Source organism: Paenibacillus sp. FSL R5-192 (assembly GCF_000517845.1).
In the GTDB taxonomy this organism is placed as follows: domain Bacteria; phylum Bacillota; class Bacilli; order Paenibacillales; family Paenibacillaceae; genus Paenibacillus; species Paenibacillus amylolyticus.
The window spans coordinates 42,625-63,733 of record NZ_ASPR01000003.1; the positions used below are offsets into that span (position 1 = coordinate 42,625).

14 protein-coding genes and 1 riboswitch are annotated in these 21,109 nt (G+C 45.7%); of the genes, 5 read left to right on the forward strand and 9 right to left on the reverse strand.

Annotated elements, in window-relative coordinates:
- Positions 1-188 precede the first annotated feature (188 nt).
- Positions 189-377 (forward strand): hypothetical protein, encoded by a 189-nt coding sequence (locus C161_RS02070; RefSeq protein WP_017692261.1) that lies wholly within the window; start codon positions 189-191, stop codon positions 375-377.
- Positions 378-490: 113 nt separating this feature from the next.
- Here the strand turns inward: C161_RS02070 and C161_RS02075 are convergent, their stop codons facing one another.
- The 6 genes from C161_RS02075 to C161_RS31310 all read right to left on the reverse strand — a co-directional run bounded on the left by C161_RS02075 (position 491) and on the right by C161_RS31310 (position 9,222).
- Positions 491-2,116: an ABC-F family ATP-binding cassette domain-containing protein gene (locus C161_RS02075; RefSeq protein ID WP_036668008.1), complete on the reverse strand. Its 1,626-nt coding sequence runs from the start codon at positions 2,114-2,116 to the stop codon at positions 491-493.
- A 215-nt stretch (positions 2,117-2,331) separates the two neighbouring features.
- Complete coding sequence (locus tag C161_RS02080) at positions 2,332-3,378, reverse strand: MBL fold metallo-hydrolase (protein WP_036668010.1); 1,047 nt, start codon at positions 3,376-3,378, stop codon at positions 2,332-2,334.
- Positions 3,379-3,449: 71 nt separating this feature from the next.
- Positions 3,450-3,605 carry a cytochrome bd oxidase small subunit CydS gene (gene cydS / locus C161_RS32700; protein ID WP_155985027.1) on the reverse strand — a complete coding sequence of 52 codons (156 nt, stop codon included), beginning with the start codon at positions 3,603-3,605 and terminating at the stop codon, positions 3,450-3,452.
- 8 nt (positions 3,606-3,613) lie between these two features.
- Entirely contained in the window at positions 3,614-4,648 is a 1,035-nt protein-coding gene (locus C161_RS02085) for a cytochrome d ubiquinol oxidase subunit II (protein ID WP_036668011.1), read from the reverse strand.
- The gene (locus tag C161_RS02090) at positions 4,645-5,991 is read right to left on the reverse strand and encodes a cytochrome ubiquinol oxidase subunit I (protein ID WP_036668012.1); all 1,347 of its coding nucleotides are present in this window, start codon (positions 5,989-5,991) and stop codon (positions 4,645-4,647) included. The genes C161_RS02085 and C161_RS02090 overlap by 4 nt, the downstream gene beginning before the upstream one ends.
- 384 nt (positions 5,992-6,375) lie before the next feature.
- Positions 6,376-9,222 (reverse strand): ATP-binding protein, encoded by a 2,847-nt coding sequence (locus C161_RS31310; RefSeq protein ID WP_051449539.1) that lies wholly within the window; start codon positions 9,220-9,222, stop codon positions 6,376-6,378.
- 344 nt (positions 9,223-9,566) lie between these two features.
- Here C161_RS31310 and C161_RS02100 point away from each other — a divergent pair, with 344 nt between their 5' ends.
- Entirely contained in the window at positions 9,567-10,265 is a 699-nt protein-coding gene (locus tag C161_RS02100) for a response regulator transcription factor (protein ID WP_036668013.1), read from the forward strand.
- Positions 10,266-10,314: 49 nt separating this feature from the next.
- On the opposite strand, the gene C161_RS02105 is transcribed toward C161_RS02100, so the two are convergent.
- Positions 10,315-10,734 carry a hypothetical protein gene (locus C161_RS02105; protein WP_036668014.1) on the reverse strand — a complete coding sequence of 140 codons (420 nt, stop codon included), beginning with the start codon at positions 10,732-10,734 and terminating at the stop codon, positions 10,315-10,317.
- A 241-nt stretch (positions 10,735-10,975) separates the two neighbouring features.
- Here C161_RS02105 and C161_RS02110 point away from each other — a divergent pair, with 241 nt between their 5' ends.
- The 3 genes from C161_RS02110 to C161_RS02120 all read left to right on the forward strand — a co-directional run bounded on the left by C161_RS02110 (position 10,976) and on the right by C161_RS02120 (position 15,114).
- On the forward strand, positions 10,976-12,118 hold the full coding sequence (locus C161_RS02110; protein WP_036668016.1) for a virulence factor: 1,143 nt from the start codon (positions 10,976-10,978) through the stop codon (positions 12,116-12,118).
- Between the two features lie 147 nt (positions 12,119-12,265).
- A riboswitch (Lysine riboswitch) is annotated at positions 12,266-12,481 on the forward strand.
- 119 nt (positions 12,482-12,600) lie between these two features.
- Positions 12,601-14,082 carry an amino acid permease gene (locus tag C161_RS02115; protein ID WP_036668017.1) on the forward strand — a complete coding sequence of 494 codons (1,482 nt, stop codon included), beginning with the start codon at positions 12,601-12,603 and terminating at the stop codon, positions 14,080-14,082.
- Between the two features lie 390 nt (positions 14,083-14,472).
- Positions 14,473-15,114 (forward strand): class D sortase, encoded by a 642-nt coding sequence (locus C161_RS02120; RefSeq protein ID WP_036668020.1) that lies wholly within the window; start codon positions 14,473-14,475, stop codon positions 15,112-15,114.
- Between the two features lie 127 nt (positions 15,115-15,241).
- On the opposite strand, the gene C161_RS02125 is transcribed toward C161_RS02120, so the two are convergent.
- The gene (locus C161_RS02125) at positions 15,242-19,753 is read right to left on the reverse strand and encodes a collagen binding domain-containing protein (protein ID WP_051449540.1); all 4,512 of its coding nucleotides are present in this window, start codon (positions 19,751-19,753) and stop codon (positions 15,242-15,244) included.
- Positions 19,754-19,916: 163 nt separating this feature from the next.
- Positions 19,917-21,044 (reverse strand): transglutaminase domain-containing protein, encoded by a 1,128-nt coding sequence (locus C161_RS02130; protein ID WP_036606951.1) that lies wholly within the window; start codon positions 21,042-21,044, stop codon positions 19,917-19,919.
- Between the last annotated feature and the right edge of the window lie 65 nt (positions 21,045-21,109).

A 21,109-nucleotide genomic window follows, 5' to 3' on the forward strand; every position in this document is an offset into this window, starting at 1 on the left:
TAGGCAAGCCGAAACAAAGTTGCCAGACGGCAGGGCTGTAGTTATTGAGAAAAAATGTTGGCCTGGGTAAAACCAAAGGTTTTGAGCATTTTATCAGGTTGCCCTTGTGGGGCTTTTATAAAACGTATAAAATAGGTACATCCCGTCCAATCTGGACGGCTCACTGTAAGACCGGGAGGGAAATAACGATGAGCGAAAATAACGAACCGAAAAAGGTCAGTTTGCAGGATGCTATACGCCAAAAACTGGCGCAAAAGAAAGAACAAGCAAATTCTGGTAACCAATCCAGCGCCTACTTTGAAGGCGGACCTAAAGCGATGAAGAGTCAAAACAACAAAAAGCCTAACAACCAACGTCGCCGTACTGGTGGATCTTAGGTCTTAAAGCCGCCGAGAAACCATTGAATTACAAAAAGAACCGCAAGCCCTCTTCACAGAGGCTTGCGGTTCTTTGGTGTTCCTATAATCATGTGCCGCAGATGATCCTTAGATTAAGCTTCTACCGGATACATTTTATTGCGCAGTTCTTTGATTTCATCACTTTCCAGATATTCGTCATAGCTCATTTGGCGATCGATGATGCCTGTTGGCGTAATTTCGATAATCCGGTTAGCAATCGTTTGGATGAACTGATGGTCATGGGATGTAAACAGCATTGTGCCGTCAAAGTCAATCATACCGTTATTCAGTGCTGTGATGGATTCAAGATCCAAGTGGTTCGTTGGCTCATCCAGAATCAGTGCGTTTGCACCTGTCTGCATCATTTTTGCCAGCATACAACGAACCTTCTCCCCCCCGGAGAGTACGCTAGCCTTCTTCTGGGACTCCTCACCGGAGAACAGCATACGGCCCAAGAATCCACGCAGATACGTTTCATCCTGATCTTTCGAATACTGACGGAGCCAATCCACGAGAGTCATGTCTACACCGTCAAAATACTGAGAGTTGTCTTTCGGGAAATAAGCCTGAGTCGTCGTTATACCCCAAGTATATTCGCCGCTATCTGCTTCGGTTTCACCCATGAGAATATCAAATAACAGTGATTTGGCATTTCCGTTCGGGCCAACAAATGCAATTTTGTCACCTTTGTTCACCACAAAGCTCACATCATTCAACATTTTCACACCATCGATGGATTTGTCAATACGATCTACCGTCAGCAATTGTTTACCTGCTTCACGTTCAGGCTTGAAGTTGATAAACGGGTATTTACGGTTGGATGGACGAAGGTCATCCAATGTGATTTTGTCGAGTGTTTTCTTCCGGGAAGTCGCCTGTTTGGACTTCGAAGCGTTCGCAGAGAAACGTTGAATAAAGGCTTGCAACTCTTTAATCTTCTCTTCTTTTTTCTTGTTGGCATCCCGCTGCAGAGCAAGTGCCAATTGGCTGGACTCATACCAGAAGTCATAGTTACCTACGTACATCTGGATTTTACCGAAGTCAATATCTGCGATATGCGTACATACCTTGTTCAGGAAGTGACGGTCATGGGATACCACAATAACGGTACCTTCATAATCCATCAGGAAGTTCTCCAGCCATTGAATGGATTCGAGATCCAAGTGGTTGGTAGGCTCATCGAGCAACAGGTTGTTTGGACGGCCAAACAACGCTTGTGCCAGCAATACACGGACTTTTTCGTTTCCGCTCAGCTCTATCATTTTTTTGTCATGCATGTCACGAACAATGCCAAGACCGATCAGGAGCGCCGCTGCATCTGGTTCAGCATCCCAGCCGTTTTGCTCAGCGAATTCCCCTTCAAGCTCACCTGCACGCAAACCGTCTTCTTCTGTGAAGTCTGCCTTCGCATACAAAGCATCCTTCTCTTTCATGATGGAATACAGACGAGCGTGACCCATAATGACCGTTTCGAGAACCGGATACTCATCATATTCAAAGTGGTTTTGCTTCAAAACGGCCATACGTTCGCCCGGGGTGATGTGCACCTCTCCCGAGTTGGCTTCAATCTCACCAGACAAAATTTTCAAGAATGTTGATTTGCCGGCTCCGTTGGCGCCGATCAGGCCGTAACAGTTCCCTGGCGTGAATTTGATATTTACATCTTCAAAAAGTGCACGTTTTCCGTAGCGGAGCGTGATGCCGCTTGTACTGATCATTAAGCATACCATCCTTTATTGGTTAATCTGCATACTGCATGAATAGCAAGTTGCGTAAATCATGGATTCAATATCCCGATGCCTATTCTGGCACCATATTATAACACAAAAAAGCGGCAAATTCGAAAATTGGCCGCTTTTTACTTATTAAAGATTTGGTAAATGTACTGTTCATGCAGGCATACCCCTACATTAACATATTTGGCTCACTTTTGTTAGCCCTGTTTACCTTCCTCGTGGTGAATGCGGAGTGTTTCGCCATGACCAAGCACCCGAATCCGCTCTTTACCAATGCCTAAACGTTCACGTTCAACTTCCAGCCGATCCAGCGCTTCCTTGGGTGTATCATCCGCCAGCTTGAATGTGCCGTAATGCATTGGCACCATGAGCTGTGAGCCGGATTCAACGAACCCCTGCAGCGCTTCTTCGGGTGTCACATGCTGAGAAGTCATGAACCATTCCGGATCGTAGGCACCGATGGGCATCAGGGTAACACCAATGTCAAAGCGCTCTCCAATCGTTTTGAAACCCTGGAAGTAACCTGTATCACCCACAAAATACAACACAGGCGGGCCGCCTGATGTTTTGGATGTTTCGTTCTTCCCTGATTCCGTGGATGATTCATCCTGAGTGCTCGTTGTTGCAGCACTTTCCGCTGCTGAAGTCGTTGCCGGATGGTTCGATTCCAATACATAACCGCCCCAATGGGAAGTATTGGTATCAAACAACGTTCGGCGCGTCCAGTGCTGTGCAGGGACAAAAGTTATTTTGACTCCGCCAAGTGTCATATGATCCCACCATTTCATCTCCTGGCATCGATGGAATCCTTTGCGAATCATCTTGCGCTTCAGACCATCGGGTACGATGAGCAAGGTCTTGGCTGTAATCAGCTTACGCAACGAAGCCAGATGCAGATGATCATAGTGGGAATGGGATATCAGAATGACATCCAAAGGTGGAATATCCTGAATCGGAATGCCGGGGGCACCGAGCCTTCGTTGAAATCCCATTTTTTCGGCCCACACCGGGTCAGTCACGATGTTCAATCCATAATATTGAATGAAAAACGTGGAGTGTCCAATCCAGGTAATACTTGTGTCATCCTGGTTGGCATGCAGATAATCCAGTTCAGGCGGGTGTTTGGGCACGGTGTAGGAGTAGTCCTTCACTTTGCTCCGCCGTTGCTCCCTCCATTGTTTGAATTCCTTCAGCGTTTTGTCCGTACTTACATTATCGATATTGTTATAACGGATTTTCGGCATGAAAGGGCCTTCCTCCCTTCCTCATTTCTTAACAAGAGATTACCCCAAACGGGAATGGACGTACCAACCAATCAATCCTTTGGGTTCTTATATACGGCCAGATATACAAACAGAAAGACAATAGCAGCCGCAATGATCAGTGGAGGGGCGTACATAATGGTGAATGTCTCAAAAAAGCTTAATCCGGTTATACCGGGTATGCCCGTGACTCCCTCAGTAGTGACCATGAACAGACTCATCCTTTCTTTTTACCAGAATTACCGCGCACATAATTGGCATCAAACAGGAACAGCTTCATAATCAGCACAAGCGAAGGAATGAGCACGAGTAACCCCAGACTAAACGCAGTAATGAGCGCAATCCCCATCGTGCGATTCGTAAAGCCGTCGTAAATATTGATGTAAGGATACAAAATGTACGGGAGGTGGGATCGCCCATAACCATACCAGGCAAAGGCAAACTGAAGCATGACAGCAACAAAGCACCAACCTAGATATTTACTTTTCCACACCAGCGACACGGCAATGACAAAACAAATAAACGAAGCGATGAACATCCACGAAATATTCACCATCTGCTCAAAGTGTTCGGGATTCTGTTTGTTAATCTGCAGAAAAGCCAGAAAGCTTGCAAAAATGGTAGGCAAACTCCAGAGCAGCGCGTACTCTCGAAGCACCTCGTATGCCGGCTCATCCCCTGCCCGTTTTGCATAATAGGAAAGAAACATCGCCGAGATGTAGAGCACACTAACAAGTGCAAGCAAAACAACCGACCAGGTATAGGGATTCGTCAAAAATTCACGCCAGCGAAAAAACACCTGATCGCCCACCTCTTCAATGATCCCGCCTTCGGATATCGCCAAAATGGTGGAGAATACTGCCGGAATCAGCAATCCCGTCGCTCCATACAATGCCATGTAGATCCGGCTGTTCTGCCCATGATTGCCATAGGTATTGTAGGCGTAATACACGCCCCGGATCGCAAGCAGTACAATGGCCAGGGAACCCGGCACCAGCAAGGCCGTCCCGTAATAAAAGGCGCTGTCCGGATAAAACCCGACCAGTCCGACCACAAAAAAGATCAAAAACACATTCGTCACTTCCCACACGGGAGACAGGTAGCGCTGAATGATGTTATGAATTTTGTTCTCATGCCCGGTCAAAATGCTATAAAAGCTGAAGAACCCGGCGCCAAAATCAATCGAAGCAACGATCAGGTAACCGAACAAAAACGTCCACAATATTGCGATGCCTGCAATTTCGAAACTCAATGCACGATCCCTCCTTCAAGCCCCAGAGACTCTAGTTCCTTCTCTGCTTCCTTGTTACGGAACAGCTTGCTAAGTACCCGAATGCACGAGAAACACAGGATCAGATACAGCAATATGAACAACACTAACATCCATCCTACCGAAGTTGACGTCGTGGCCGCTTCCGCCACCTTCATATATCCGCGTAAGATCCAAGGTTGCCTGCCAACTTCAGCGAACATCCACCCCAACTCGATCGCAATCATGGCCAGAGGCCCCAGCAAGACAATGCCAAGCAACAGGAATTTGGGGTATGGCTTACGCCCTGGCAACCAGCGCCGCAATACATATAACACAGGAATCATCAGGATGATTACTCCCGTTGTGACCTTCAGGTCGAACATATAATGAATGGACAGTGGTGGCCTCAGATCCGCCGGAAATTCTTCGAGACCTTTCACTTCCGTATCGGGACGATTCCCCGCCAAAATGCTAAGTGCATAAGGAATCTCAATCGCGTATTTCACTTCATTGTTCTCATCCAAAATCCCCCCGTAGACGAGCGGTGCCTCTTTCATCGTCTTGAAATGCCATTCTGCGGCAGCCAACTTCTCCGGCTGATATTTCGCAAGAAATTTACCGGAGGAATCGCCGATCATGACGGTACTGATGGCAAATACGAGCGCAGATACCGTCGTGAGTTTCAGTGCTTTTTTGTAATACACATGATCCCGTCCCCGAAGCAAACTGAAGGCGGCTATCCCCGCCAGAATACCTGCACTCAAGGTGTAGGATGAGGCGAGTACATGGGACACTTTGGTTGGCGTTGCCGGATTCAACATGGCAGCAATCGGATGAATGTCCTTCATGATGCCATTAATCAGGGTGAATCCCTGAGGCTGGTTCATGAAGGAGTTCACCGTTGTAATGAAGATCGCAGATGCAGATGAGCCGAGAGCTACCGGAATTAACAGCAGCATATGCGTATATTTCTTTTTGAAACGATCCCACGTATAGAGGTAAATCCCAAGAAAGATAGCCTCTATAAAAAAGGCAAACGTCTCCATGAACAGCGGCAGGGCGATTGCCTGACCCGCTACCCGCATAAACATCGGCCACAGCAGACTGAGCTGTAATCCGATCGAGGTGCCTGTAACGACGCCAACAGCAACGGTGATGACAAAACCTCGCGCCCACCGGCGTGCCAGCAAGGTGTAATGCATATCATTGGTTCGGAGTCCTCGCCACTCGGCCAAGGCAATCATAAGTGGAACACCTACACCGATAGAGGCAAAAATAATGTGTACAAACAGGGTAAGGCCGGTTAGTATCCGGCTGAGCAAAACAGGGTCCAGGGATGACATGGTTACACTCCTCTTTCACATAATCGTTATGTACGACAGCAGTTACTCTGCTTGAACGTGTATCTCAATAACTCATGATTCGGATGATGCTCTTCACAACGGCATACAGCACAACCACAGCTGCAACCAGACAGACGATAATGAGTGTTTTCTCTTGTTTACGGAACATATACCTGCCGTCCTCCTTTTGCATGGGATGCAAATTATGGCTCTATAGACAGTTTGCAAAAGAAGTTGTTTTTTTATCCGGGGAAATTGAAAAACAAAAAAAGCCTTTCCCCTTATCACGCTCACGCGCTGAAGGGCAAAGGCTCTATCCGTAGGTCTCGTACATAAACATTATTCATAAAAAAGTGGAATACATTTCTTCATTCTTCATTAAATTCAGACCAATACGTCCTGCTTGGGCAGTCGAACCTTGAAGGTACTTCCTTTGTGCGGTGCAGATATAAAGGTCAGCGTACCCTTGTGATCCTCTACAATTTTACGGGAAATGTACAACCCAATTCCTGTTCCACCAATCTGCCGATGATCCGAATTATCGACCCGATAGAATTTGTTGAACAGCATGTCCTTCTCTTGCTCCGCAATACCTATTCCGTAATCACGCACATCAAGACATAACCATTCCTCTTCTTCCCATAACGTAATATCAATACGATCGGCTCCCGGAGAATACTTGACTGCATTGCCCACCAGATTATGCAGAACCTGAACCATCCTGTTCTGGTCAGCATAAGCAAAGAAGTCTCCATTAAACGTATGCACGTAGATACGTTGGGCAGACTTCATATTCCACTGTTCGGCAACCCCTTCTACCAACTCCACCAGCGGTACATACGTCATATGGTAAGTCATGCCTTCGTTGTCGAGTCGCTGAATATCAAGTACATCATCAAGCAAACTGCTCAGCCGCTTGCCCTCCGAAGAGATGGTCTGCATGAATTCCCGCTGTTGAGCTGCCGGAAGGTCATACATCATCATTAATTCCACATATCCCATAATGGTGGCTACAGGCGTTCGAAGTTCATGAGATACCACACTGATCAGCTCATTTTTCATCCGATCCAGCCGTTCTTCTCCTGTCCGGTCACGGAACACCAGCAGAAACCCATGGTTTTTACCCGGGACATCCATCTGCTTCATGTACAAGGAAAAAACACTTTTATCCACATTATTGAATATAAATTCGGTCTCGATAAACGCCGTTTCTCCGTTCAGGAATGCTCTCGTCTGTTCCATCAGATTGAAGTTGTCTGTTAATACCATCGTATCAATCGCCTGCGCCAAATCCTCAATGGATCTGCCCATAAAATCACCCAAACCAAACATCTCTTCTACCCTTCGGTTGACGATGGTTATGGTCCCTGATCGATCAGACATCACGAGCCCTTCTCGTACGGATTCAATAAATTGCTCACTGATATCTCGCTGTTCCTGGATCGCAATCTTCTCATTGAACAACTCCGAGTTCAGCTTCTCCAGCGCAAGGGCATGACGTACACGATCTTCTTCTGCTCTGGTCCGCTCCGTAATATCCTTAATAAACAGGTTATATAATGTCTCATTTTTGCCCAACTGGATCTCAACAATCTTGTACTCAATCGGAAATACGGAACCATCCCGTCGGATACCTGAAATTTCTTCAACGATGGTGTATCTTTTACCTTCAACATATTCAAATCGCTCCAGCAAATTCTTGATCTCCTTGCAGCTGGCCCCTTGAAAAAGAGATGGCGCTTCCTTGTGCAGGATCACTTCTTCCCGACGCAATCCAAACATTCTTTCAGCCTCCGGATTAAACTCAACGATCAGCCCATTGGAGTCCACAGCGATAATCGCATCAATAGAGGATTCAATAATGGCACGTTTGACCTCTTCACTATTCTTGAGTTCCTTGGTACGCTCGATAACCCTGTCCTCCAGCGTTAACTTGTCGTGACGAATCTGTTCGAATTGTTCCAGCAGCACATCGGCCATTTTGCGCAAATTACCAATCAGGATCTGTACTTCGGTTACATGGCTGGTTGGCCACTCCATCTTCCCATTTCGAAACAGCAGTCTCGGAAGAGAGCCTGTCATTCGGGTCAGTCTTAACAGCGGGCTAACAACCTTACTGCTGAGAGGAGCCGCTACGATCATGGAAGCCACGATGATGATGAACAGGGATTGCAGCGTGGTCAGATAAATGGATTCGATTCGGGGGTAATACTCGGACGAGTCAGTCACAATGAATACCCGATAAGGAGTTAACCTTGTCATTTCTGCTTCATAGATAAAAGAGGCTTGTTTCCAATGATTCAATACATCGCTGTAATGGATATTTGCGGAACTTAACAGAATGAGGTTATCCCTCGACTTCAGAAGACGGAATCTGTCCATGTCCAGATACTCGCCCACCTGTAGTGTATTCAAACCAGAAGCAACGACTGTATCATTGCGATTCAGCAGAATCACATTCACACCCAGTAGATGATGATAACGCGCCATATTCTGATCCATATTCTCAGAGGTAACGTACTCTTCATCAAGATCCTGAACAACCGCAGTTGCTGCATATTTCATATCACGTAATATGGCATCATTCATTTGCCCCAATTGTCTGCGGCTATCTGCGGATAACAGTACGAGAGAAACAAATACCACAAAGGCGACTACGTATTTAAACGCAATTCTTGTTAGTGGAATGGTTCCCATGCGTTTTGATTTATGTTCACCCGTGGTGATCCAAAAATCAACTACAATTCCCGCAATCAGCGCATTCACCATACCAATCACAGCAATATACATATACTCATACTTCAAATCGTCTATATTTAAACCCAACATAAAATGCCCGGCATAGATAACAGGAAGTAACATCACTACCCAAAAGACAGCATTAGCCTTGATTAAGCTGCCATTCTTCCAGCGGATCTGCCAAACGAGCATCCAGATCAATTCCATGAAGTGGGCAAGCATGACAGTTAAATTGTGCGGCACAAAACCAACAAAGACGGTATTCAGCAGATGGATGACTGTAAGGGTGACAAATCCATAGATGGCCCCATACAAACGAAGAGCAACGAGTGCTGCCGCGCTACCAATCATAAACTGTACACCATAGAATAAAGTAAACGGAAAAATAGTGCTTAATGAGCCCAGAATGATCAGAATGCTGGTCCCAATCCAGGGTATTCTCAGCTTCAACACGACCCAATCTAGCATAAGTCTTACCTTTATACGATCCATAAGCAATTGCCCTCATGGACCATTTTTTCTTCTGTTTTCAACAACAACGTTGGTTCCCCCTATAAACTTAAGCGGATACAATATTACTTTTTTCCCCTTAACTCGTTCTGATCCATTATACTGTAATTAGTACTTGGTGTAGCTTTGGGAAATTCTGATTGATCGGCAACCAAACTACATTCATGCTAGAATATTGAAGTTCATTCAAAAAGCGTATTCTTTCTCTACATATACATCCTATATTTTGGGATAGAAACATTAAAAAATTTGCGGTATTTATTCGCAATTCACCTTGTTTTTTTAGCATTTTCTTAACATATTATTTTCACCAGGAGTGTGACCCTATGACTATCAAAGTACTTCTTATAGAAGATGAGAAAAATCTGGCCGACATGATTGCTTTCTTTCTTGAGGAGGAAGGATACATCACTGAACGGGTTCATCATGCCCGCGAGGCACTTCAACTGTTTCCACAATTCCAGCCGGATATTGTTGTAACGGATCTCATGCTTCCTGAAATGGATGGAAATGATCTCGTAGAAGCCTTTCGCCAGCACTCCACTGTGCCCATTCTGATGATCTCGGCAAGCACCATGCTGAATGATCGACTTCGTGCATTGCATAACGGTGCGGATGACTTTCTGTGCAAACCATTTAGTTTGAAAGAGTTGGATGCCCGGATTAAAGCACTCCTGCGAAGATCAATCATTTCCTATAAGGATAAACCGGTAAAAGAAGATAAGCAGGCAGAGGTTACTGGACATGTGAATGTGAATGAATACAGGAGAACTCTGTTTGTGGATGGCGTTGAAATCGAGGTCACTCATATTGAATTTGAGATTATGAAGGAATTGTACCGAAATCCGGGCAAAGTGTTCACCCGCAATGAATTGATGGATCGGATCAAAGGCTCCGAACGCGCCTATCTGGATCGCACTATTGATGTTCATATCTCAAGTCTGCGTAAAAAAATTGAGCCTGACCCCAAGAACCCACGTTATATTAAGACGGTTTGGGGAACAGGCTATAAATATGTGATCTAATACGATCGTAACGATTAAACAGTTAAACACTTTTGGCCATATCCCTCTTTTATCTCATGGATAAGATGGGTGGTATGGCTATTTTTGAGTTATGGATAGACGAAGAATGAAACCAATTTTCCATATCCTTGATTAGTTGATTCGGGTCTTGCTCATTCCAGAGAACCATCTTCATCTCACCCGTACCTGTAATTTCTTGCAGGTGACGCTTACGAATAAGGGATTGGAAATCCGTAATGACTAGTAACGGAAGTTGTGGCATAAAAGCCCGAATGGCATTTGCTGCTGACACCGCTTCTTCGGCAACCTGATAATCAACAATACAATAACGGGCATTTTCCCAACTTCCCCGATGTGTTTCTATCGCAGAACCAGATGTTGAGTCCTCAATCCAGTTCGTGAACAATTGAATAATATTCTCATATGCAATACGACGTTTTCCATCCGAGAGCACGGTAATGGGTTCCATAGGTATACCTCCAGTTGATTCTTATCTTTATTGTGCCAATTTTCGTTTAAAAATGTTTGTGCGTGAACATGAAAGAAGTGTTAACAAATTTCGCACTTCTTCACATTAAGTGTTAGACACGTCCACTTCACTTCTGGATGATTTCGCAGATTCCACACATTGATGTAAAATAGAGAAATACCCGTGTGATTTAATTTACGGGAAGTTAAAGATGAATCTGGTACTATAGGAGGTTACATTGATGAATATTGTTTCCATTGAACCAACACCGAGTCCAAATACGATGATGTTACATCTCGATGAACGTCTGGAGGACGGAATTCGCAAAACATATACACTGGACAACGAACGATCTGCTCCGGCGTTCATTCGCCAGATGCTTCATATTCCCGGTGTAAAGAGTGTGTTCCACACAACAGACTTTGTCGCACTTGATCGTAAAGGGAATGCCGACTGGTCCGTTATCTTGGGTGAAGTCCAAAATCGCCTTGGACAGCACGGCATCGATCTGGACTGGATTGAATCCGAAGATGGTTCAGGCGAGCACTTCGGAGAAGCACAGGTATTTGTACAATTCTTCCGAGGTGTACCGATGCAAATTAGGGTCAAGGCCGGGGTCAAGGAAGAACGAATTTCGTTGTCAGACCGCTTTGTCAAAGCCGTAACAGAAGTCGCCAGTGCAACGATGATCAAAGAACGTAAACTGAGTGATTACGGTGTTCGATATGGTGAATTGCCTGATATTGCACGTGAAGTCGAGCAGGAATTGGAAGCAGCTTACCCGCCGGAACGGCTGGAGCAAGTCATTAAACAGGCCATTGAACATGGTACCAAATCCGAAGAGTTCGTCGAGCGCCGCCGTGAATTGGATGGAGCCGAACTTGAAGAGGCTCTGCGAAACGAAGACTGGAATGTTCGCTATGCGGCATTTGACAGCATGGAGCCTACGGCAGAAAGACTGTCTCTCGTAGCCCATGCCTTGCATGACAACAAAATGCAGATACGTCGCTTGGCTGTCGTATACCTGGGTGACATTCGTACACCGGAAGCGATGGAATTGCTGTATGAAGCACTTCAGGACAGTTCTCCTGCGGTACGCCGGACTGCCGGGGATACCTTGTCGGATATCGGTGATCCTGCCGCCACTCCAGCCATGACAGCTACGTTATCCGATAAAAGTAAACTTGTACGCTGGCGTGCAGCACGTTTTCTCTATGAGGTCGGAACTGAAGAAGCAGAGCAAGCGTTGCGCGTTGCAGCCGATGATCCTGAATTTGAAGTCAGCCTGCAGGCCAAGATGGCTCTGGAGCGGATCGAATCAGGAGAACAGGCTGCTGGAACGGTATGGCAGCAGATGGCTGGCCGTAATAAAAAAGAGGAATAGTCGTCCCTCAGACCTCACATCCAACAATTGTTATTGCACTGGAAAACCATGCGCGTTATACTGATTGTCTGTTTACTAAACAGGACACACGGTGTTAAGTTGTGTTGTTCATAATTTCATAGACAATAGATACACCTCATCCATTGATGGTGAGGTAGAGGTCGCGGGTGCGATCAGTACGCTGATGGAGGCGCTAAGGAGCCGCTTATGAGATCAGCCGAAAGGTGTACCCGCCGAAGCTCGCTGGACGTTCCTTATACGGTCCGGTGAGCTGGGGCTGCTGTCGAAAGGCGCAGAACTGTCACGGAAGTACATTTCCTTTATATAAAGGTATGAATTCTTCTGTGTTGAGCTATCTTAATCATCTGGGACATGGTGCGGACATTGAAATATTAAAGACCGCAGGCTGATGCCTGTGGTCTTTTTGTTTTTATGAATTCAAGTATCGCAAACATCAGTATATCGAATGAAGGAGTGTTTCCATGCAAGACCGCAGTAACCCAACAACAACTGGACCTTCCCTGAAAAAAGGATTACGCGCACGCCATATGACGATGATCGCCCTCGGTGGCTCAATTGGTACCGGGCTGTTTCTCGCAAGTGGTACCGCCATCTCAACCGCAGGCCCTGGTGGAGCATTAATTGCCTATGTGGCCGTTGGCATCATGGTTTATTTCCTAATGACCAGCCTTGGTGAGCTTGCTACCTTTATGCCGGACTCCGGTTCATTTAATACGTATGCCGCACGTTTTGTCGATCCTGCTCTCGGGTTCGCCATGGGCTGGAACTTTTGGTACAACTGGGCGGTAACCATTGCAGCAGAGCTTGCTGCCGCTACTGTACTCATTAAATACTGGTTCCCCGACAGTTCATCCATGTTATGGAGCTTATTGTTCCTCGTGCTGATCTTTTCCTTGAACGTGTTGTCCGTTAAAGGTTATGGAGAGTCCGAGTACTGGTTCGCCATTATCAAAGTCGCTACTGTTATCATCTTCCTGGCCGTTGGTGTGCTCATGATCTTTGGTATTATGGGCGGAGAAGCGGTTGGTTTCAGCAACTTCACCATCGGTGATGCGCCCATCCATGGCGGATTCTTCGCCGTGTTAGGCGTATTCATGGCTGCGGGATTTTCATTCCAAGGTACCGAGCTTATCGGGGTAGCCGCTGGTGAAAGTGAAAACCCGCGCGAAAATGTACCTCGTGCAATTCGTCAGGTATTTTGGCGCATTCTGATTTTTTACATTTTGGCGATTACCGTGATCAGTCTGATCATCCCGTATACGCATCCGAACCTGCTCAAAGGTGATCTGGAGAATATCGGTGTCAGCCCGTTCACACTGGTGTTTGAGAAAGCAGGACTTGCTATTGCGGCATCCGTCATGAATGCCGTTATTCTGACTTCTGTACTCTCTGCCGGTAACTCAGGCATGTATGCTTCAAGCCGGGTTCTATATGCCCTTGCCCGTGATGGTAAAGCCCCTCGTTTCCTGGGCAAGCTGAACAAAAAAGGCATTCCAATGAATGCACTTTTGCTTACAACAGCCGTTGGTATGTTGGCATTCCTTGCCTCCCTGTTCGGTGATGGGATTGTGTACACCTGGTTGTTGAATGCATCCGGTATGTGTGGTTTTATCACTTGGCTGGGTATCGCTATCAGTCATTATCGCTTCCGTCGTGCATACGTTGCACAAGGCAGGGATCTGAGCGATCTGCCTTACCGTGCACGCTGGTTCCCGTTTGGGCCGATCTTTGCTTTTGTCCTGTGTATCATCGTGATCATCGGACAGAACTATCAGGCATTCACGGGTGATCAGATCGACTGGAGTGGAGCCATCGTTGCCTACTTGAGCGTCCCCCTGTTCCTGGTGTTGTGGCTCGGTTACAAATGGATCAAAAAGACCAAAGTGGTGCCGTTACAGGAATGTGATTTCACACCTACGGATTCACCAACTGGTAAGCACTAACGAAGCAATATTTACACTTGCCACTTCGATGACAGAATAACCTTCCGATCGCTGTTATCCCCAGATTTTTTGATTCACTTTTACAAAGGTGAAAATCTGGTGATAAAGGCGAACGCTTCGCTTCTTCACGTTATTTCTGTCCTCTACGTTCTCATGTAAATGGTTAGTTCAGCTTATACAGCTGATACGATTTAACTTCATATTAAAAAAACCTCCCCTTGGCGTTGCATTCTTCCTACTGTAGCGAAACGGGGAGGTTTTGTTTTGGATCGGCCTCCCCCTTCGAACATTTCTGTACGCCCTTTCGTCCCTGTCCATATTTTGTATAGGTCGGTAAGTAAAATAGAGAAAGGTATACTATTTTTCTTGGACAACGGGAGTTGATGTATAATGAAAAAATTCTCTATTCTGCTCGTTCTACTGGGCATCCTGATCATCAGCTTTCCTTTCCTGCGGGAAACGTATTATGACTGGCAGCAAACCCGTGTCATGAACGATCTGGAGCAATTGCAAAACGGCTTGTCTAAGCTTAATCACTCCTTCGAACAAGGCATACAGGATGCAGCTTCCGCCGAGCCGACTACTGACAATACAGGTACAGTTCAAGAGGCCTCATCGGATACGTTGGGGGTGTTATCGATTGACAAGATTGATGTCCGCTTACCGATTCTGGAGGGTGCAACGGAGGACAATATGAAGGTAGCTGCAACCCATCTTGTTGAAACCACCCGTATCGGGAACAAAGGTAATGCTGCCATAGCCGCTCATCGCGCCCACAAAAAAGGACGGCTGTTCAATCGTCTGGGAGAACTACAGATTGGTGATTCTATGGAAGTCACCCTGGCAGATCGAACGATTATTCAATACAAGGTAGATCAGATATCCGTTGTGGAGCCAACTGACTTATCTGTGCTGGAGGATCCCGGGCTTGGACAGGTCCTTACCTTGATTACCTGTGATCCACTCGTCAATCCAACACATCGCCTAATTGTAAGAGCTATTGCAGTGAAACCAACTGTTACGGGGACCTGATCCTCCCTAAATATCACCCAAAAATACCCTCTTAGCATATTCACACGTCGACGCTAAGTCTTCGTAGTGATTGCTAGAGGGTATTTCTATCTACACACGATGAATTTTAGATACTGCGTGTTTCGATCTAGCGATGAAGCTGTTGTCTGCGGCGGAAGTACATGAATCCCGCGCTACCTAGCGCCATCAGCATCATGCCCACAGCAGTGTAAGCCATTGTGCTCTCTTCACCTGTTTGTGGCAGCATTCCCTGATATCCAGAATTTCCGTTTGGCTGTGATGCAGAATTTCCATTGCCCTGTGACCCATCTGTATCCGTTCCAGCAGGAGGTGCAAGTGCACCATCCCCATCAGGTGCATCTGTATCCCCAACTGGAGGTGCAGTATCGTCACCGTTGGAATCGCCTGGTGTCGGTGTCACTACCCCGGAATCTTCATCTGTCGGACTTTCGGTTCCTCCCCCAGACTCTGTAGGTTCAGTTACAACCGTGCCTGGAACCGACGGATTTGGCTTTCCTGGTTCCGGAGTTACTGGTTTCTCTGGATCTGGTGTTACACCCGTAGTAGGTGTTCCCGGATTATAAGGTCCACTAGACCCACCACCCGATACCGGGATAGCCTGATTTGTTTTTTCCACAACTACAGCTTCGGTTTGTATGTTCGTAATTTCAAATGGTACTGGTGTTGTTTCCAACATGTATCCGTTAGGCGCTTTTATTTCAACCAACTGATATTTATTGATATCCAAGCCTTCAAGTACAATTTCACCTTGTTGATTGGTTGTCAATGTAGCTTCATCTAAACCTGTTACCTTGTGGAACTCCCAATTCCCATTTGCATCCATCAATGCAGTTTGAGCCCGTAATTCAAATACAGCTCCTTGAAGGTGCTGAGTTCGACCCGCATTGGTTTTAATCAATTTCACAGAACGATCATTTTTTTTATTTTCAATGGTTATTTGAGTTTCCGGTTTGATAATAGATACAAGGGTCTCCGGCTGTTCAATAACAAAGCCTTCTGCCTTGGTCTCTACCAATGTATATGAACCATAACCCAAACCATCGAATTCAATGACCCCATTTAGGTCGGTTACTTTTGTATCGATGACAATGTTGGAACGATCACGCAATTCGAATTCAATTCCGCTTAATACGGACTTATCCTTGGCATTTACTTTGGTAACGACAAGTTTACCACCTGCACCCATTGCATTAGACTTCGTCAATGTAATACTCTCCGTCTGATTCTCTACAATCGTGAACGGAATTGGTATAGCATCCAATTGATAAAACTCAGGTGCCACGACTTCTACCAGCTCATAATCCCCTGGAGACAGTCCACCTTTGGCAATCTTCCCATCTTCCCCTGTCGTTAACTCATCGATTTTCTCTCGCGTTGCGCCGTCCTTGGAGTACAATTCGAAAGTTGCACCCTTAAGTGTCTTGGAGGAGTCCACCGCATCTACCTTGGTTAATTCGAAGCCTTGGCGAATCTTTTTATTTTCAATTTCAAAAGCGATATCCGCATCCTTAAATTCAATCGTTTTACCTGAGGCAGAGCCATATTCAGGATCAACCAAATATCCTGCCGGGGCAGATAATTCTTTTAACTTATAAGGTATACCGTTGGTTAGATTGTTTAATCGATAGTTTCTGGAGCTTTCAACCACACCATTCTCGTCCGTTGGTTTCAATGTTTCCAGAAGCGTAGTTCCAGACGCATTATAGATTGCAAATATTGCACCCTCCAGCGGAACTCCTGCATCACTGACTTTGTGAATTCTGATTTTGCCCAGACCTGTAGAGGCTCCTCCACCTGCTCCAGCCAAGGAAACTTTGATTCCCGACTGATTACCTTCTCCGATTACCGAGGAAGAATGGCCTGCAAATTCAACCTTATTCTCAATTCGGGCGCCATGATCGGCATTAATATAAGACTGATATTCCAAAATGAATGCGGTATGGATATCTTTCTTGAAGGTAAAGGTAAATGTATTGCCCTCCACGTCCAATTCATAATCAGCTGGATCAACAAGTCCAGCTTTGGTGGATACATTTCCTGAATTGTTGGCAGGTAAATTGGTTGCATATAATTTCAATGAATCAGCCAATAAAATCTGGTTCTCTGACAGGGTATCTGTTAATTGATTACCCGCAGGAATGAAAGATTGACTTGGATTGATATTTACCGTCCATGATGCTTTATCCGTTGTACCTTCTTGCTTCCCTGTTTTGCGCACGTATACACCACCGTTGGCAGGTGTAACACTGGCTGATCTATTAAATCGTATTGCACCACCCTCACCATCCGTCAGAACAGCCTGGTTGGCATATGCGCCTGCGACAGAATATGGTCCATCCAGACTTGTTTGGTACTGAATGCGATAAGCCATTTTGCCCATGTTACCCAGATCCAACACAAAACCTTTACCGTCCGGGTTCAGCTGGAATTGACCAGGTGTGAGCGGAACCTCGCTACCTACAGCAGTAACATTATTGGCTCCCTGCAACTCTAACTCATGAACTTTCAATGAGCCGTCTACGAAAGATTGGTCTCCAGTGTAAGCATCCTTAAGGATTGCATCCTGAATATCAAACAAATTGTAGTTTACATCGATTGTCCAGGTGATCTTTTTATCTTTGGCGCTATATTCACCCTTTTTGTTACCATTTTGAATCGTGTAGTCTTGCGGTTTGACCGCAGCAGATTTGGTAATCGCGGTCTGCTTTACATCAGACTCTTCCCAATCGATCTTGGCTGAGTTGCGATATTCATCATTCGTTGGCATACCCGCTGTGGGATCGAAGCTTGTCTTATAAGTAATAACATGCTCCGTACTGAGCGTTACGCCGTCCTTCAAGCGAAGTGAGAATCCTTTTTCATACGTTGGATCAGCTGGGTCTGGAGTCAGTTCAAAGTCCTCATTGTTAACACCACTCACTTGAAGACTACCCGGAATCAGTTTCATATATCTGCCTTCGTAATTGTCGGTGATGACGATATCCGTCATTTCCTGCAAATCACGGTTCAAAACAATCTGCCATTCGATTTCTTTTGTGTTGAAGTTTTCACTTTTTACACTCTTTGCAAAAATGACTTCCTGAATGTCTCTTCGGCCTGTTTTGGAAGTACCATCATACATGTTCACTGTGTTCGTAATGGTGTCGTTTGTATACACACGATGAATAGATTGAGTATCATATTCGATCTCATAGGCCTTTGTAATATCGTTCTTAAAATGTAATCTGAAGCCATTATCGAACCCTGTACCCATCGCTTCGAGTGTGTATTCATTCGGATTGATCAGTGTTCTGTTGGAAGCCGCTCCACTTGCATTAATGTCCACTTGATACACTTTGACGGAATTGTTGATCAGTTGCTGTTTTGCCGTATCAAAGCGGTCTTCAATCCATGCATTCGTTTGCATAATTTCTTGCTGATTGTAGTTATATTGTACTTTCCATGTGACCGTCTGTGTCACCGGATCATACGCACTATCTTGCCCTGATTTGTTCAAAGGCTCATTAAAACTCACACGAACTCGGCCAATATCTGTTTCGTTGTGCTCGCTCTGATCCGTTGTAAGCGCAACCTGGTTTTGATACTCCACGTTGGTGAACGGAGCAGTGGTTGGTGCTTTAACACTTGTTGTATAGGTCACACGATAGGCCTTATCTGTATCTCCCAATTGAATTGGAAAATGTGGTTCCGTTTGAACTACTGGGCCTTCTTTTACAGATCCATTCAATTGCACTTCCAATTCGCGAATTTCGATGTTGCCCTTGAGCTCCAGCTCTGCTGGGAACGTGTCTGCAAGAACAGCATTTTTCATAGCCTTCTCGCCTTGGTTAAAATCTACAGTCCATTTAATTTCATCCGAGTTGAAGTTCTCTTTGTTTGCGCTTCCCGATTTCTTCAACTTATCTACGGCTGTGTTGGCAAAATGTACATCAATGATGCCCTGCCCCACGGAACTAAAGTCTATCTGTTGTTTCAAGCCATCTTCCATCTTGCTCTCATCGAACTTAATCCACACGTAGAAGTTACCTTCCAGCTTCGCATGCTCGATCAGTTCATTAAAGGTAAAGATGATTGTGCCATCTGGATTCACCACATACTCCCCAACACCGCCATCCAGATTACCCTTAAGCTGCGATCCGATGATGAATTTATCTGGCAAGTTAAAGGTGAACGTGGAGCCATCACTGTAGTTGTGGTTGTCATCTGCAAGTCCCCATGTAAAGACTACAGCCACCTCATCCTGGATTCGTGGTCGAATATCCTCGATTTTATCTCCTTTGACTTCAATCGTGCCATTTCCGTTGTCTTCTGGTGCCTGATTGTACATCTGCACACTGGTAATCAATTGATCTGTAATTACCGGGCCTGCAGCTGCGATTGCTAAACTGCTCTGGTTGAGGTTTCCCTCCCCCTCTTCTTCCGGAGTGGCAGCAACGTCAACGTTGTTGACCTCTTCCGAACCTGCCAAACCTTCTTCTGATGCTGTATCGCTGATTGCACTGGCTGGCAAATTAGTTAATTCATCCTGAGCATGCATTGTTGGTGTAAATATCCAACCCTGCATCATTTGCGTGACCAGTAACAGAGCAATGATCACTATGCTCACTTTTTTCCTCATTGTTTGCATATCCTCCTCGTACGTAGTGTTGGCATACGCCGAAGATTAGAATAGCAAAGCGACATATACAAAAAATAGACAACACTAAAATCCTCGTTTTTGAACACAAAATTGAACACAAAAAAGGATACTCCTCAAGCGGAGCATCCTGCTCAAACGGTTGTTATAGTGTCCAGTTAATTTTGACGCGCAGATCCGTAGTACCTTCCATTTTGGATACATAATAAGATATCGATTTCATGCCAAGTTGGTACAAATCCTGCAAATCTTCAATCAGTCCAGCTTCCGTACCCTTGTACCTGAATGTCAGCGAGGTTCCGCCTTCCTTCAGCTTACTCTGAACTTTGGTCTTCAGCGCAGCATGGCCTTTAACAGCATCCTGTTCATCATACAGGGAATAGTCCAGAGCATGGTACAGCTTCTGATAAGCGGCTTTTTTGCTATCTCCGGCCTTCACCAGCTTTAATAAAGCTTCTCGATATGGGGCGGGCGCAGCGGGGTACTTGCTTTTGCCTGTCCAGATATGGTCACGTGCCATCTCATCATCACTCAGCAAATAGTAGCTGTGGCTAACCTTACCTTTGCGGTCAGGGGTAGGATCATCCCAGGTGGTGTCCATGTGATACCACTTGCCGTCCAGGTTCACGATATTCCAGGCATGAAGCTGCCCGCCCGCTGTACCTTCCACAATCCGGTTATCGATACCTACTCGCTCCAGCATCCGATATGCCAACAGTGAATATCCCTGACAGACGGTACTGCCTGTAACAAGCCCGTCGTAGGCCGTATATTTCTTCAACGAAGTATCGTAAGAAAGGTTAAGCACAATCCAGTCGTGGATGACCTTGACCTTCTCATGATCCGTCATGCCTGGTTTGATGATTTCTTTCAACACGTTTGTGACTTTACGATTCACATAATCGGTCTGCTCCTTGGTCTCCCGATAGGAGAGAGTCACATGCACCTCGGCCGACACATTGGAGCCTTTATAATTAAATGCATAACTTTTAACGGTATATTGGATATAGGGGTCACTCTTCATTGCCTCATCGATGGAGGTTTGTAATTGTTTTTTGAGGCCCTTCACATTGCCTTTGTATGTAAAAACAAGTTCCTCCGTTCGCTGTGACATTGCGGTAAGCAAGGTCTGGCGCAAATCTGTTGCCGTGGATATATCTGATGTCCCTGATGCAGCATACAATTGATCCAGATCAACCGTACGTGGTAACGCTACAGCAATCAGACAGCCTGCCAGCAGTATGGTGATAATTCGTTTCCCGTTCTTACCCATGAAAGGAACCCACCCTTCTTTGCAAAGTTCTCACGCCCTATTGTATCACAAAAGGCTCTGTCGTC

Excerpts from the sequence above, each read along its gene's own strand:
- C161_RS31310 (WP_051449539.1), bottom strand. The coding sequence starts at position 9,222 with ATGGATCGTATAAAGGTAAGACTTATGCTAGATTGGGTCGTGTTGAAG.
- cydS (WP_155985027.1), bottom strand. The coding sequence starts at position 3,605 with ATGGTCACTACTGAGGGAGTCACGGGCATACCCGGTATAACCGGATTA.
- C161_RS02075 (WP_036668008.1), bottom strand. The coding sequence starts at position 2,116 with ATGATCAGTACAAGCGGCATCACGCTCCGCTACGGAAAACGTGCACTT.
- C161_RS02110 (WP_036668016.1), top strand. The coding sequence starts at position 10,976 with ATGAATATTGTTTCCATTGAACCAACACCGAGTCCAAATACGATGATG.
- C161_RS02130 (WP_036606951.1), bottom strand. The coding sequence starts at position 21,044 with ATGGGTAAGAACGGGAAACGAATTATCACCATACTGCTGGCAGGCTGT.
- C161_RS02090 (WP_036668012.1), bottom strand. The coding sequence starts at position 5,991 with ATGTCATCCCTGGACCCTGTTTTGCTCAGCCGGATACTAACCGGCCTT.
- C161_RS02125 (WP_051449540.1), bottom strand. The coding sequence starts at position 19,753 with ATGAGGAAAAAAGTGAGCATAGTGATCATTGCTCTGTTACTGGTCACG.
- C161_RS02120 (WP_036668020.1), top strand. The coding sequence starts at position 14,473 with ATGAAAAAATTCTCTATTCTGCTCGTTCTACTGGGCATCCTGATCATC.
- C161_RS02100 (WP_036668013.1), top strand. The coding sequence starts at position 9,567 with ATGACTATCAAAGTACTTCTTATAGAAGATGAGAAAAATCTGGCCGAC.
- C161_RS02070 (WP_017692261.1), top strand. The coding sequence starts at position 189 with ATGAGCGAAAATAACGAACCGAAAAAGGTCAGTTTGCAGGATGCTATA.
- C161_RS02115 (WP_036668017.1), top strand. The coding sequence starts at position 12,601 with ATGCAAGACCGCAGTAACCCAACAACAACTGGACCTTCCCTGAAAAAA.
- C161_RS02080 (WP_036668010.1), bottom strand. The coding sequence starts at position 3,378 with ATGCCGAAAATCCGTTATAACAATATCGATAATGTAAGTACGGACAAA.
- C161_RS02105 (WP_036668014.1), bottom strand. The coding sequence starts at position 10,734 with ATGGAACCCATTACCGTGCTCTCGGATGGAAAACGTCGTATTGCATAT.